The 14,090-nt window shown below is 72.0% G+C and carries 13 protein-coding genes; 9 read left to right on the plus strand and 4 right to left on the minus strand.

Features of this window, described 5'->3' with window-relative positions:
• Nucleotides 1-129 precede the first annotated feature (129 nt).
• Genes ACFFF6_RS02115 through ACFFF6_RS02125 form a run of 3 tightly spaced genes read left to right on the plus strand, consistent with a single transcriptional unit; the run spans nucleotide 130 to nucleotide 2,740 of the window.
• Nucleotides 130-855, plus strand: a complete 726-nt coding sequence (locus ACFFF6_RS02115; RefSeq protein ID WP_376977775.1) for a FadR/GntR family transcriptional regulator — start codon at nucleotides 130-132, stop codon at nucleotides 853-855.
• Entirely contained in the window at nucleotides 852-1,739 is an 888-nt protein-coding gene (locus tag ACFFF6_RS02120) for a transketolase (RefSeq protein ID WP_376977777.1), read from the plus strand. The genes ACFFF6_RS02115 and ACFFF6_RS02120 overlap by 4 nt, the downstream gene beginning before the upstream one ends.
• The gene (locus ACFFF6_RS02125) at nucleotides 1,736-2,740 is read left to right on the plus strand and encodes a transketolase family protein (RefSeq protein ID WP_376977779.1); all 1,005 of its coding nucleotides are present in this window, start codon (nucleotides 1,736-1,738) and stop codon (nucleotides 2,738-2,740) included. Before ACFFF6_RS02120 ends, ACFFF6_RS02125 begins: the two co-directional genes overlap by 4 nt.
• A gap of 83 nt (nucleotides 2,741-2,823) precedes the next feature.
• Here the strand turns inward: ACFFF6_RS02125 and srmL are convergent, their stop codons facing one another.
• The gene (gene srmL, locus ACFFF6_RS02130; protein WP_376977780.1) at nucleotides 2,824-3,987 is read right to left on the minus strand and encodes a PheS-related mystery ligase SrmL; all 1,164 of its coding nucleotides are present in this window, start codon (nucleotides 3,985-3,987) and stop codon (nucleotides 2,824-2,826) included.
• A 251-nt stretch (nucleotides 3,988-4,238) separates the two neighbouring features.
• Complete coding sequence (locus tag ACFFF6_RS02135) at nucleotides 4,239-5,099, minus strand: NAD(P)H-dependent oxidoreductase (protein WP_376977782.1); 861 nt, start codon at nucleotides 5,097-5,099, stop codon at nucleotides 4,239-4,241.
• A gap of 82 nt (nucleotides 5,100-5,181) precedes the next feature.
• On the opposite strand from ACFFF6_RS02135, the gene ACFFF6_RS02140 reads away from it, so the two are divergent.
• The 4 genes from ACFFF6_RS02140 (at nucleotide 5,182) to ACFFF6_RS02155 (ending at nucleotide 9,192) form a co-directional block, all read left to right on the plus strand.
• Nucleotides 5,182-6,147, plus strand: coding sequence for a cupin domain-containing protein (locus ACFFF6_RS02140; protein WP_376977784.1), 966 nt, complete (start codon nucleotides 5,182-5,184; stop codon nucleotides 6,145-6,147).
• A 264-nt stretch (nucleotides 6,148-6,411) separates the two neighbouring features.
• On the plus strand, nucleotides 6,412-7,446 hold the full coding sequence (gene trpS / locus ACFFF6_RS02145; protein ID WP_376977786.1) for a tryptophan--tRNA ligase: 1,035 nt from the start codon (nucleotides 6,412-6,414) through the stop codon (nucleotides 7,444-7,446).
• Nucleotides 7,447-7,966: 520 nt separating this feature from the next.
• The gene (locus tag ACFFF6_RS02150) at nucleotides 7,967-8,170 is read left to right on the plus strand and encodes a hypothetical protein (protein WP_376977788.1); all 204 of its coding nucleotides are present in this window, start codon (nucleotides 7,967-7,969) and stop codon (nucleotides 8,168-8,170) included.
• 149 nt (nucleotides 8,171-8,319) lie between these two features.
• Nucleotides 8,320-9,192, plus strand: coding sequence for a phosphotransferase (locus tag ACFFF6_RS02155; RefSeq protein WP_376977790.1), 873 nt, complete (start codon nucleotides 8,320-8,322; stop codon nucleotides 9,190-9,192).
• A 45-nt stretch (nucleotides 9,193-9,237) separates the two neighbouring features.
• Here ACFFF6_RS02155 and ACFFF6_RS02160 read toward each other — a convergent pair whose 3' ends face one another.
• Nucleotides 9,238-10,329, minus strand: a complete 1,092-nt coding sequence (locus tag ACFFF6_RS02160; RefSeq protein ID WP_376977791.1) for an adenosine deaminase — start codon at nucleotides 10,327-10,329, stop codon at nucleotides 9,238-9,240.
• Nucleotides 10,330-10,436: 107 nt separating this feature from the next.
• Here ACFFF6_RS02160 and ACFFF6_RS02165 point away from each other — a divergent pair, with 107 nt between their 5' ends.
• A complete protein-coding gene (locus ACFFF6_RS02165; RefSeq protein WP_376977794.1) occupies nucleotides 10,437-11,489 on the plus strand; it encodes a Gfo/Idh/MocA family oxidoreductase in 1,053 nt (350 codons plus the stop codon).
• A gap of 54 nt (nucleotides 11,490-11,543) precedes the next feature.
• On the opposite strand, the gene ACFFF6_RS02170 is transcribed toward ACFFF6_RS02165, so the two are convergent.
• Nucleotides 11,544-12,632, minus strand: a complete 1,089-nt coding sequence (locus tag ACFFF6_RS02170; protein ID WP_376977796.1) for a LacI family DNA-binding transcriptional regulator — start codon at nucleotides 12,630-12,632, stop codon at nucleotides 11,544-11,546.
• 161 nt (nucleotides 12,633-12,793) lie between these two features.
• Between ACFFF6_RS02170 and ACFFF6_RS02175 the strand changes: the two genes are divergently transcribed.
• The gene (locus tag ACFFF6_RS02175; protein WP_376977797.1) at nucleotides 12,794-14,074 is read left to right on the plus strand and encodes an ABC transporter substrate-binding protein; all 1,281 of its coding nucleotides are present in this window, start codon (nucleotides 12,794-12,796) and stop codon (nucleotides 14,072-14,074) included.
• Nucleotides 14,075-14,090: the final 16 nt, after the last annotated feature.

The raw sequence follows: 14,090 nt of genomic DNA on the forward strand, positions 1-14,090 counted from the left end.
CCCGGCTTCTGACCTGCACCATCACGGGGCGGAGACCGCGCACGGGGCGAGGGGACGCATTGCCGCGCGACGGACGTGCGTGGTTCGATCCCCTCGTCCTCACCACCGGTGTCGAAGGAGACCTGTCCGATGGAACCTGCCTCGCTCGAGTTCCTCGACACCCTCATGCGCGAAGGGGTCCGCACCCCGGAGGGGATCCGGCTGCCCACCGAGCGCCGCCTGGCGGAGATCAGCGGTCTGTCCCGCTCCCAGGTGCGCGAACGGCTCTCCGGTCTGCAGATGCTCGGCATGCTGCGGAAGGTCCAGGGGTCCGGGAACCTCCTCGTGGACCCGGCGGCTTCCGGCACCGGCAACGTCTTCACGCTCATGCTGCGCGCGGGACTCGTCTCGACCGGCCAGATCGCCCAGGCCCGCGAGATGCTCGAGATCGCGATCGCCCCGCGCATCCTCGAGCACGTCACCGAGACGCAGATCCTCGCGCTCGAGCAGACCGTGCACGACATGATCGATGCCTCCGCGCAGAAGGACTTCGCGGCCGGGCTGAGGGCCGATCACGACTTCCACCTGGCACTGTTCGACATCCTCGACAACCCGATCATGACGTATGTCGTGGGCAGCATGAACCAGGCCCTCCATGAGCTCCTGCTCGAACGGCGCCGCATCGTCATCAGCCGCGAGATCGCCACCAACGGCGGCGAGGTCCCCGAGATGTTCGTGACCGACGCCGTGCACTTCGAGATCACCCGAGCCCTGCGCTCCCGCAGGCCGGCCGCCGTGACCGCGGCGATGACCGAGCACTTCGACCTGTGGCGGCGCGTCTCCCGCTCCGCCGCCCCCACGAGAGGACGAGCATGACCATCTCCCCGCCCGATTCCCCGCCCGGCCTGGACCGCGAGCGCCTGCTCCGGCTCGAGGAGGCGGCCTTCCGGATCCGCCGCAACGCGCTCGTGCAGGCGGAGGTGCAGGGCCAGGGATACATCGGCCAGGCCCTCGACATCGCCGATGTGCTGGCGGTGCTCTTCGCCGACCAGCTGCGCCTGGACCCCCTGGATCCCGAGTCCGAGGACCGCGACCGCTTCCAGCTGTCCATCGGCCATTACGCGCTCGCGCTGTACGCGGCGCTCGCCGAGGCGAAGGTGCTCCCCCTCGAGGAGCTCGAGACCTACGCGGGGGACGACTCCCGCCTGCCCATGTCCGCGATGCGCACCTACACCCCGGGGGTCGAGATCTCCGGCGGCTCGCTGGGTCACGGCCTGGGGATCGCCTGCGGCGTGGCGATGGGGCTGCGACGCAAGGGCTCGGACCGGTTCGTGTACAACCTGCTCTCCGACGGGGAGCTGGGCGAGGGATCGACCTGGGAGGCCGCGGCCGTCGCCTCCCATCACGGGCTGTCGAACATCATCGCGGTCGTCGACTTCAACGATCAGCAGGCCGACGGGAAGTCGACGCACATGCTGTCGATGGAACCGGTCGCCGACAAGTTCGAGGCCTTCGGCTGGCTGGCCCGGCGCTGCGACGGCAACGACGTGGCCGCCCTGCTCGCAGCGCTGATCGAGCTGCGGGAGGCCGATGATCTGCGACCCCGGGTCCTCATCGCGGACACGAGGCTCGGCGCCGGCGTCGACTTCCTCGAGGCGCGGGAGAAGCTGCACTTCATGCGGGTCGATCAGGACGAATGGGCGCACGCCCACGAGAAGCTGGCGGAGCACCATGCCGCCCGGAAGGAGCAGCTGCGATGAGCACCCCCATCCCCGGCGGCACGACGAAGCCCCGCCTCACCTCCGGCGCCATGAGCGTCGACCTCGCCGCGGAGGGCCAGCGCTCCGTCGCCGCGCCGCTGGGCCAGGCCCTGCTCGAGGCCGCCCGGGCGGACCAGCGGATCGTGGGCCTGTCCGCGGACCTCGCGAAGTACACCGACCTGCACATCCTGCGCGATGCGATGCCCGAACGGTTCTACCAGATCGGCATGGCGGAGCAGGCGCTGCTGGGCGCCGCCACGGGGCTGGCGATGGAGGGCTTCATCCCCTTCGCCTCGACCTACTCGGTCTTCGCGACCCGCCGCGCCTACGACTTCCTGTGCCTGGACATCGCCGAGGCGAACCTGAACGTCAACATGGTCTGCGCCCTGCCGGGCCTGACCACCGGGTACGGCCCCTCGCATCAGGCGACGGAGGACGTCGCGATCCTGCGCGGGATGCCGAACCTGACGATCGTGGACCCCTGCGACGCGCTGGACATCCAGCAGGCCGTGCCGCAGCTGGCCGCCTCCGAGGGCCCCACCTACCTGCGGCTGCTGCGCGGCCGGGTGCCGCTCGTGCTCGACGAGTACGGCTACACCTTCGAGCTCGGGAGGGCGAAGCTGCTGCGGGACGGGGCCGATGTCCTCATCGTCTCGACCGGCCTCATGACCGAGCGCGCCCTCGCGGCCGCCGCGCAGCTCGAGGCCGACGGGGTGGGCGTCGCCGTTCTCCACTCCCCCACGCTCAAGCCCTTCGACGAGGCATCGCTGCTGGCGCAGCTCGGCAAGGGCCGCCTCGTCCTCACGGCGGAGAACCACTCCGTGGTGGGCGGCCTGTTCGACATCGTCTCGCGCGTCGTCGCCGGCGAGGGCCTGGGCGAGCGGATCACGCCGATCGGCCTGCCGGACGCCTTCCTCGACGCGGGCGCTCTGCCGACTCTCGAGGACCGCTACGGGGTGAGCACGGCGAAGATCGTCGAGACGGTGCGCGCCCTGCTGTGACGCGATCCTTCCGCGCCCCGACCTGACCGGGCCCCAGCCGTCCCCGCCGGGGGAGGCGGTCGGGGCCCGGTCGCGCCCGATGCTCAGATCAGCTCCAGCACGGGCCCCTCGTGGAGGGCGCGGTAGACGCGGTTGCGCAGAGCGTTGGCCTCGGCGGCCCACAGCGTGCAGTCGTAGGGTCGCAGCACGATGCGGATCAGGACGTTCTCCTGGCCCGGCAGGATCCCCAGCCGGTCCCGCGCCGCGGCCGGAAGCCGATCCGCCGGGGTGCGGGAGAGGATGGAGACGGATTCGAGCAGCTCGGCATCGTCTCCGAGGGCGGTGCGCACCCGGTCGCCGAGGGTCTCCTCGTCCTCCCCGCAGGGAAGGACGACGGACAGGTCGCGGCGGGCCGGCGGCTGCGAGGAGACCGGCCGCCAGGGTGCGAGGTCGCGCATCTGGTCGGCGATCCGTGCGTCCCGCGCCCGGAGCAGGCGGATGTCGGGGATCTGCTTGCGCAGCATGAGCGCCCGGTCCAGCCCCATGCCCAGCGCCAGACCCGACCATCTCCGGGGATCCAGGCCGGAACCCTCGAGCACCGCCGGGTGGATGCGACCGCATTCGGCGATCTCGAGCCACTGTCCGTCCAGGAGCACGTCGACCTGGCGGCCGCCGCGCGTGTAGGGGTGTGCGGCGGGCGTGAGGCGCCGCTGGGCCCCCGGCAGCACGGTGTCGACCACCGCGTCGATCATCGAGAGCATCTCGGCATCGGTGGTGTCCGGGCGATCGCGCAGGCGCCACAGGTCGACCTGGTGGGGCTCCCCGACGTGGCTGCGGTCCACCGCGTCGCGGCGGTAGACGAGCCCGGGGACGACGATCAGGTCATCGACCCCCGTTCCCTCCCGCCCGCGATACTCCTCGAGGACCGCGGGCAGCTGAGCGCTGGTGTGGCTGCGCAGCATCGTGGTCGGGGAGACGTACCGGGTGTAGCGGCGGGCTCGGGTGACGTCGTCCGGGGCGTAGCCCAGGCGGTCGTAGTTGTCGCGCACGGGCACGATGGGCGGGGTGCGCACGGTGCGGACCGTGCCCTCGCCCGCCGGGCGCACGGCGTCGGTGACGGCGGCGAGCAGCTGCTGCATGGCGTGCTCGCCCTGATCGGGATCGGTGAGGTCACGCAGCGTGAGGGCGTGAAGCAGCTGCTCCGGGGTGAGATGGGCGTCCGCCGCAGAGGCCGGGCGGGCGTGGACGGAGGCGGGATGAGGGGTCATGAGGGTCTCCTGCAGGAAGCGGTCCGATCGGGGCGGGTGCTCCCCCGGCCGTGCCTGCGCGGACCCGGCGCCTGCTCAGCGCAGCATCAGGACCCCGCGGCCGTGATCGGCCGGGGGCCCGCAAATCGCTGCATGCGCCTCATGGTCCGGAAGGGTAGCACCGCCCTGCGCCGGCTGGAAGGACCGGAGCGGGGCGGTGCAGTGCACCGGGCGGGCGCGTCGACACCCCCGCGGGGCCGATGGGCCGATGCTCAGCGGGAGAGCTGCCGATGGATCCCGAGATCGACGCGCCCGGGCAGCAGGTCCTCGCGCAGCGCGCGGGTCCCGCGGTAGTCGCCCTCGCGCAGGGACCGGAAGGGGACGGGCCGCTCGGCGTCGATCCCGTCGAGGCGCTCCCGCAGCCGGTCGACCTCGCGCGCCACGCCGTCGGCCCCGAGGGCGTCGGCATCGGTCACGAGGTGGATGTCCAGCACCTCGATGCCCACGTACCAGAGCGTGCCGTGGGTGAGCGGGAACAGCAGCGACTCGATGTCCCCACTGATGCCGCGCGGGCCGATGGAGGCGGGGTCCTCCCCCGCTGTGACCACCACCAGCGCCCGTCGGCCGGCGAGCCCGCCGTCCCCGTAGCGTCGCGGCACCGCCAGCTCCGGGTCCATGTCGCCGTAGGCGAAGCCCTCGGTGAGCACGCGATCCAGCCACCCCTTGAGGATGGCCGGCGTGCCGTACCACCACAGCGGGAACTGGAGGACCAGCAGCTCGGCGGCGGCGAGCTTGCGCTGCTCCTCGCGGACGGCCCCGGGGATCTGACCGTCGGCATGGGCCTGCGCGATCCGGGAGGCCAGGTTCCCGCGGTCGGCCGCGCGGTCGCCGGCGTCCTGCGTCCGCAGCACAGGGTCGAAGCCCTGCCGGTACAGGTCGCTGCGGAGCACCTCGCCGCGACGGGCGAGCGCCGCCGTGCCGGCGCGGAACAGCTGGTCGTTGAGGGATCCTTCCTGCGGGTGCGCATGAACCCACAGCGAGGTGCCGGGGGCCGGGGGATGCGCGAGGAGTGCCGGGACACGGCCAGGGGAGGAAGCGGAGCCGATGGTCGAGGGGTCGTTCGTCGTCGTCATGCTCCCCAGCCAACCAGCACGATGCGAGACGCTGAATATCGCAGGATCTCGCAGCGATGCGCGAGCGTCTACGCTGTGGGGCATGGACGCTCTGACCCGCCTGGTCGAGCGCATCCGCGCGTCGGGTGCGCTGCTGGGCACGAACCTGCTCAGCCCGCCGTGGCGGATCCGCCTGGACGAGGGGGCGACCATGACCGTGGTGACGATGCTGCGCGGCAGCGCCTGGCTCGAGAGCGGGGGCGGCCCACCGCTGCTCCTGGCCCCGCGGGACCTCGCCGTCGTGACCGGACCGCGCGCGTTCTCGGTGACCAGCGATCCGGACTCCCCCACCCCTCCTCGGTACGTGTGCCTGGCCGACGGATCGTGCACCGATGCGCACGGCGCGGTGCTGCCCGAGAGCGAGATCGGGCTGGGGACCCGCGCCTGCGGTGATCGCCTGGATGCCGAGCACGCCCTGTTCACGGGGTCGTTCGCTGCGACGGGGCGCCTCACGCGGCGCCTGCTGGGCGGCCTCCCGCGAATGCTGGTGGTCCCGGCGGAGCGGCAGAGCCGCGCGCCGATGGACCTGCTGGAGGAGGAGCTGCTCCGGGACGAGCCCGGGCAGCAGGCCGTGCTGGACCGGCTGCTGGACCTGGTGCTCATCGGAGCGCTGCGCGACGGACTCGCCCACCCGGAGGATGCGGCGGACGGCGCATCGGCACCGGCCTGGTTCTCCGCGGCGGCGGATCCGGTGGTCGGGCCTGCGCTGGAGGAGATCCACAGCAATCCGGAGCTGCCGCACACCGTGGCATCCCTGGCGGATCAGGCGCAGGTCTCCCGCGCGGCCTTCGCCCGCCGCTTCCGCGACCTGCTCGGGGAATCCCCCATCGCCTACCTCACCGGGTGGCGGCTGTGCCTGGCCGCGGACATGCTGCGCGAGAGCGAGGACACCCTCGAGACGATCGCCCGGCAGGTCGGCTATTCGAGCGCCTTCGCGCTGAGCACGGCGTTCCACCGGGAGCACGGCGTCCGGCCGAGCGCCTATCGGGCCGAGGCGATCAGCGCCTGACTGCCGCGGAATCGACCCGAACCGTCAGCAGGTCAGGCGCCGCGGCATCTGATGCGTGATCCCCGGGGGCGCGTACCGGGCTCTGAGACGCTCGTCCCTCGGGGATTGCCGCGGTGCGATACCTTTGGCGCATGCGTCTTTCCGGTTCCTCCTGGTGGCGGCTGCTCCTGCAGCCGTGACGCATTCATTCGCGGGCTGCGCGGCAGCCCGCGACCCCGTGGCGTCCTCTGTCCGTGCAGCTCACTTCCTTCGAAGGAGCATTCCATGGACTCATTCTCCGCGACCGTCGATCGCATGCCCGCCCTGCGGTCCTCGATCAGCAAGAACCCCGAGCGGTACCGCGTCCTGACCGGGGAGCGCCCTACCGGCCAGCTGCACCTCGGCCACTATGTCGGGACCATCCGCGAACGCGTCCGTCTGCAGGACGCAGGCGTCGAGACGTTCGTGATCCTCGCCGATTACCAGGTCATCACGGACCGTGACACGGCAGGCGCAGTTCGCGACCACGTGTACAGCGCAGCCCTGGATTACCTCGCCGCCGGGATCGATCCGGCATGCTCGACGATCTTCACCCACTCGGCCGTCCCGGAGCTCAATCAGCTCTTCCTCCCGTTCCTGAGCCTCGTCACGGAAGCAGAGCTCCATCGGAATCCGACCGTCAAGGCCGAGCAACTCAGCTCCGGGCGAGCGTTGAACGGGCTCCTGCTGACCTATCCCGTCCACCAGGCCGCCGACATCCTGTTCTGCAAGGGGAACCTGGTTCCTGTCGGCAAGGACAACCTGCCTCACGTCGAGGTCACCCGGACCATCGCACGCCGGTTCAATGAGAGATACGGCGAGGTCTTCCCCGAGCCCGAAGCCCTCATCACAGAGTCCCCGGAGCTCCCCGGGCTCGACGGGAGGAAGATGTCCAAGAGCTACGGCAACACGATCACCCTGGCCATGAGCGAGGATGAGACGGCCCGGAAGATCCGAAAGGCCCCGACGGATGCCGAGCGGACCATCACCTATGACCCCGACACCCGTCCCGGCGTGTCCGCCCTCCTCGAAACCGCCTCCGTCTGCCTGGGGCAGCCGCCCCAGGATATCGCCGACGAGATCGGTTCCACGGGCAGCGGCGCCCTGAAGAACCTGACTACGGAAGCGGTGAACGAGTTCTTGCGCGATCTGCGCCGGCGCCGCGCCGCCCTGGACATCGCCGATGCGGCCGAGGTACTCCGCGCCGGCAACTATGCCGCGCGTCGAATCGCGGCAGAGACCCTCCAGGAGACCCGCGCCGCGATGGGGATGCACTACTGATGACAGACCACGCCTCCGATTCTGGAAACTGGTCGACTATGTCTCGACCGAAGCCCTCGACTAGGTCGCATGGTGCGATCGACCGAGGGCGTTCTTCCGAGACTGCCCTGCCGGACGCGAGGGCGAGGGCACCCTCGAGACCATCGCTCGGCAGGTCGGCGACTCGACCGCCTCAGCGCTGAGCACGGCGTAGGACCGAGCGCCAACCGGGCCGAGGCCGTCGGCGCCCCGGGCGCGGCCGGCACCGGATCGGATCGGGGCCGACCGGCGACCACACTGACGGCCGCAGTCGGCACGCACACGAGAGCGTGCCGCACGGTAGTACGAGGGAGAGTATCGACGAGCGAGATCACGGACCTGGCCAGCATCGAGTGCGCCGACGCATAGAGCGCGACGCGGACCCGGCAGGACGACGCCGGCGGGCCGGTCCTGATCGTCGAGGTCGCCTCGCAGTGCGGCCCACGCCGCAGTATGCGCAGCTCGAGCAGCTGCAGCGCGACTACGGTCCGCGAGGGCTGACATGGTGCTGGGCTTCCCCTGCAACCAGTTCATGGGCCAGGAGCCCGGCACCATCGAGGAGATCCTCGAGTACTGCTCGACCACCTGGGGCGTCTCCTTCCCGATCCTCGACACGATCGAGGACGGCGGCGAGGGCGCGCACCCGCTCTATCGGGCGCTCACGCAGACGCCGGACGCCGGGGGCGAGGCCGGCCCGGTCGCGTAGAACGTCGAGACGTTCCTGGTCACGGCCGATGGTTCCGTAACACGGTTCCGCCTGAGCACCACGCCGGACGCCCCCGAGGTCATCGCCGCCATCGACGCCGCGCTCCCCTGCTGACCCGGCCTCGTCCTCGATGTCACTACTCTGGGCTGATGGGACGTGGCTGGGCACCGGATGCCACCTGGGAGATGATCGGCGCAGACGAAGGTGCTGCGACGCTCGGCGTCTGGCGAGCTCGACGCCACGACCGGGACTGGGTGGTCAAGCGGCTCCAGCCAGATCCCGAGCACCGCGATCCCAGCTCCTTCCGCTGGTGGCGGCGCGAGGTCGCACTCGTCGAATCGGGGATCGGCACGGAGTTCACCGGTCTCGTAGCGCCGGATTCCTTCGTCGAGGAGGACGAGGAGGGGGCGACCATCTGGGCAGAGTACATACGGCCGACTCCTATTCCGCCGGCGATCACCGCGCGGGCCCTGGGAACCTTCGCCGCTGTCGACCTCGAGGATCCGGGCTGGTTCGTCCGGGGCCGGTTGCGGGACCGCGTCAGGATGGCAGCCAGGCACGACCCGGTCCGTCTCCAGGTCGACGGCGTCCCCGCACGCGTCGTCGCCGATGCCGAGGAGGTCTGGCGCCTTCGCGAATCCATCCTGGACCGTCTGGATGCGATGCCGCACGTGCTGTCCCACGGAGATGCGATTCCGCGCAACCTGCTTCGGCACGACGGACCGACGGTCACGGCGATCGACTGGGATCAGCTGGGCTGCGCTCCCGTCGGCGCTGACCTCGCCTCCTTCGCCGCGTGGGTCGACGCCGATGAGGACCTGCTGCTCGCGAGCTACCTGGACGGCGCCGGCTCTCTCGATCTCGATGCCGGTGTGCTGCGCGACAGCATCGCGTTGACGAGCGCCCTGATCGCTGTCTCGCGGGTGATCAGAGCGGGGAAAGGTGCTCAGATGTTGAGTCCGCGGGAGCGGCTGCTGGGGGCGGAGCGTCATCTGGGGCGGGCGCTGGCGGCACGTCGGTGACTCCCCGCGCATCGCCAGCGTCCGAGGTCGTCTGCGAGGCAGACGCTAGACCTGCTCGGCCTGACGTCTCTCTGCGGCGGCGAAGGCGGGGACGATGACGTCCTCGCGCAGCGCGCGGCGCTCGGCCTCGGGACCGAAACCCGCATCGATACCGGCCAGGACCGTGCGGCCGACGTCCTCCAGGGTCCAGTCGAAGGCCTCGGCGAGCCGGGCGAGCTCGCGGCTGGTGCGGGTGCGGCTCATGAGGCGGTTGTCGGAGCTGATCGACAGCGGGATCCCGGCGCGCAGCAGGGCGCCGGCAGGATGGGCGGCCATCGAGTCCGCCGCGCCGGTCTGCAAGTTGGAGCTGGGGCAGACCTCGAGGCAGATCCCGTCCTCCCGCACGCGGGCCGCGATCGGGCCCGGTCGCCCGTCCGCCGAGAGGTCCTCGACCAGCCGCACGCCGTGCCCCAGACGCTCGGCGCCGCAGTCCAGGGCATCACGGATCGAGGTGAGGCCATCGGCCTCCCCTGCGTGGACGGTCACACGCAGCCCGGCCTCCCGGGCCCGATCGAACTGCTCCCGGAACGGGGCGGCGGGGAAGCCCAGCTCGGGCCCGGCGAGGTCCACGCCCCACACGCCCTGCTCGCGCCGGGCGGCGGCGACGTCGACGAGCTCCGGCATCGGCGCCAGGTGGCGCAGGAAGCACAGCAGCTGGCCGACGAGGATCGGCCGACCCGCGGCGCGCGCGGAGGCCATGCCCTCCTCGAGCCCGGCCTGGACCGCGTCGACCGCCTCGACGAGGGCGAGGCCGCCGGCGAGGTGCTGCATCGGCGCCCAGCGGGTCTCGGCGTAGACGACGCCGTCCGCGACCATGTCCTCCACGAACTCGCGGGCGATCCGCCGCAGCGCCGGAGCGGTCTGCATGAGCTCGAGGGTGCGGGAGAAGGTCTCGAGGTACAGCTCGAGGGAGCCGGAGTCGGCGGAGCCAGCGAACCATCGGGCCACGTCCTCGGCGCTTGCCCCGGATCCACCTGGCGGCTGGAGACCCTGCTCACGGCACAGGTCCAGCACCGTCTGCGGCCGCAGCCCGCCGTCGAGGTGGTCATGCAGGACGGCTTTGGGCAGGGCGCGCAGCAGCTCGGGGGTCAGCGGCATCGGGGCTCCTGGGATAGGCGGGCGGGGTGCGGAAGCCCAGTCTGGCACCGCCGCGCCGCCGGCTGTGCGACGCTGGGCCCATCTCGTCACCGGCCCGAGGAGCTCCCATGACCGACGCCCCCGCCCCGCTGCGCACCGCGATCCTGGGCTACGGCCTGTCCGGACGCATCTTCCACGGCGCCTTCCTGCGCCTGGACCCTTCCTACGAGGTCGTCCTCGTCGCGACCTCGAACGAGGAGCGCGCCGCCCAGGCCCGGGCCGACCATCCCGGAGCGCGCGTGATCGCCGATCCGCTCGAGGTCGCCCAGCACGCCGCGGACCTCGACCTCGTGATCGTGTGCACCCCGCCCGCCTCCCACGCCGAGCTCACCCGCACCGCCCTGGAGGCCGGCCTCGACGTCGTCGTGGACAAGCCCTTCGTCCCCACCAGCGCGGAGGGCGAGGCGCTCATCGCGCAGGCCCGGCAGCTGGGCCGGCGCCTGTCCGTCTACCAGAACCGCCGCTACGACGCCGATTTCCTGACCCTCAGGGGGCTCCTCGAGCAGGACGCACTGGGCGCCGTGCACACCCTCGAGTCCCGCTTCGAGACGTGGCGGCCCGGCGGCGGCCGCGGCTGGAAGGCCGGCGCCGGGCCGGCGGAGGGCGGCGGCGTCCTGTTCGACCTCGGGTCCCACCTCGTCGATCAGGCCCTGCTCCTGATGGGCCCGGTCACCGAGGTGCTCGCGGACATCCGCTCCATCCAGGGCGGCCCCGACGACATGGCGCATCTGGTCCTCACGCATGCGGCCGGCGGCACCTCCCTGCTGACCATGAGCCGGCTGTCCGCGATCCCCGGCCCCCGCTTCCTCGTCAGCGGCGACCGTGGGGCCTGGCGCACCGAGGGGCTGGATCCCCAGGAGGCATCGCTGCGCCAGGGCGTGCAGCCCGACGCCCCCGACTTCGGAGAGGAGCCTCCCTCCGACCGCGGCCTGCTCAGCGACGGCTCCGTCACGGTCATGACACCCGCCGGGACCGGCGACTACGGCCGCTACTACCGCGAGCTCGCGCACGCCCTGCGCTCCGGCGGCCCGCTCCCCGTGGACCCCGCCGATTCCGTGCAGGTCCTGCGGATCATCGAGGCCGCGCACGCCACGCACCGCACCGTGCTCGGACCGGCCTGAGGGGGCGGCGCCTGCGCGAGGCGCCCCGTGCCCGGCGACGGGATCCGCGGCGCATCAGTCCCCGGGGGCCCGATCCCGGCCCCGCCATGAGGGCGCGGGGCCGATGGATCCTCGCTCGAGCAGCCGCGCCTCGAGGTGCGGAGGCGGCAGCGGAGCCTCGCCCCGCATCTGCGCCAGCAGGAGCCGCGCCGCCGCGATCCCGGCGTCGAGGACCGGCTGGGACACGACCGTGAGCGGCGGCGAGACCAGGCCCGCCCACGGGGGATCGTCGAAGGTCGCCAGGGAGATGTCCCCCGGGACGGACAGCCCCAGCTCACGCAGCTCCTCGAGGGCGGCGGCGGCGATCAGGGAGTCGGAGGCGAGCAGGGCGGTGACCGGTTCCGCCCGGGTCGCCAGATCGCGGACGATGCGACGCACGTCGTCCGCGCCGCGGGCGCCCAGCCGGATCGTCTCCGGGTCCGCCTCGAGGCCCGCCTCCTGCAGTGCGGCGATCATCCCGTCGATGCGCCGGCCGACCGGGGTGTGGGAGATCCGCAGCTCGGGGGACCATCGGGAGGACCCGGCGCGCAAGGTCGAGACGAAGCCGAGGCGCCGATGCCCGGCCGCGACAAGGGTCCCGGTGAGCTGCTGCGAGGCGCGGGAGACGTCCACCAGGACGGTCGAGGCGTCCAGCCCCGGCACGGCGCGGTCGAACAGGACCAGCGGCCGCCCCGCGGCGGCGAGGCCCTCCAGGTGCGGCCAGGCGCCCGCGATGGCGGGCGCGACGACGAAGCCGTCCACGCGCTTGCGATCGAGGCTCCGGATCGCCTCGACCTCGAGCTGCGCCGACTCCCCCGTGTTCATGAGCAGCACGTCGTAGCCGGCCTCCCGGAAGGTGTCGGACATCCCGCGCATGCTGAGCCCGAAGAAGGGGTTCTCCACGTCGCCGATCACCACGCCGACCGACTGGGAGCGCCCGGTGGAGACGCTGCGCGCGAGCCCGTTGGCCCGGTAGCCGAGCTCCTCCGCGGCCGCGACGACGCGGGAGTGCACGGCGTCGCTGACCGCGCCGTATCCCCCCAGCGCACGGGCGGTCTGGGCGCGGGAGACCCCTGCGCGACGTGCGACATCGGCGATCGTGACATCGCGGCGGCTCGGGGGCATCGGCGGGGATTCCTTCCTTGACGCGCGGGTTGAACGGCCCTAGAGTACCGGAAAACCTCGATTGAGACCGCTCTCAACCTCGGAGACTGAGACCGGTCTCTGACGATCGAGAACCTGGTGACCGGCAACGCCGCCGGCACTCCCCCTGACGAAAGGCCCCCATGGCGACACGACGCACCGCGCTCGCCGCCCTCGCCGCGGGCGCTGCGGCCCTGGCCCTGCCCGGCTGCGGCGCGAGCCGCGCGGACGACTCCACCCTCACCGTCCTGCACAAGTGGCCCGAAGGCGATCACGCCGCGTTCTTCGAGCACGTCCGTGCCACCTTCGAAGCCGCGCACCCCGGCATCACCGTCGACCTGACCGCCGTGCAGGACGACCCCTACAAGGAACGGATCCGCGTGCTCACGGCCTCCCGGAAGCTCCCCGACGTCTACTTCCTGTGGCCCGGCGGCTACGGCGAGCAGTTCGCCGGCGCCGGTCTCACCCACGACCTCACCGAGGCGATGGCCGGGGCCTGGGAGCAGTCCCTGGCTCCGGTGTCGGTGGACGCCTACACCTACGAGGGGCGCCGCTACGCCGTGCCCATCAGCATGTCCGGCAAGTACATGATCGCCAACACCGCGATGCTCGAGCAGCGCGGCATGGCGATCCCGCAGACCTCCGCGGAGCTGCTGGAGATGTGCGACGCCTTCGCCGAGGAGGGGATCACGGCCATCGCCATGGGCAACCAAGCGATGTGGCCCGGCGTGCACTACCTGACCACGCTGGTCGCCAAGCACGTCCCCCAGGACGAGTTCACCCGCGACCTCGACCCGGACTCCGCCACGTTCGCCCACCCGGGCTACGCCCGCGCCCTCGCCGACCTGCACGAGCTGGCGACGCTCGGCTTCACGCCCTCCGCCAACGGCGTGAGCAACGACCGGGCGAAAGCCGCCTTCCTCAACGGCGAATCCCCGCTCATGTACAGCGAGTCCAACCAGTTCTCCACCCTGCGGGAGAAGAACGGCGCCCCGCCGGAGGTCGCCGAGAACTGGGACTTCTTCCCCTTCCCCTCGATCCCCGACGGCGCCGGCGACGACGCCTCCCTCACCGGCGCTCCCGACGGCTTCGCGATCAACCCGGCGAGCCCGAAGATCGACCTCGCACTCGAGTTCCTCCGCATGCTGACGTCCCGCGAGATGGCCGTCGCCATGCTGGAGATGAGGGACCGGCCATCGGTCGTGATCGGCGCCGAGACGTCGGTCGACGACGTCCAGCCGCAGCTGAGCCGTGCGCTCGAGCATCTCGACTCCGTCGAGCGCTTCGATATCTGGCTGGACATGGAGGCCACCCCGCAGGTCGCCCAGGCCTGGCTGACCGCCGGGCAGGCCGCGATCGACGGCTCCCGCACGCCCGAGCAGATCGTCCAGGACCTGAAGGAGGTCTCCGATGCGAGCCGCTGACCGCCCGCGCCCCGCG

Source organism: Brachybacterium hainanense, from assembly GCF_042434575.1.
GTDB classification, from domain to species: domain Bacteria; phylum Actinomycetota; class Actinomycetes; order Actinomycetales; family Dermabacteraceae; genus Brachybacterium; species Brachybacterium hainanense.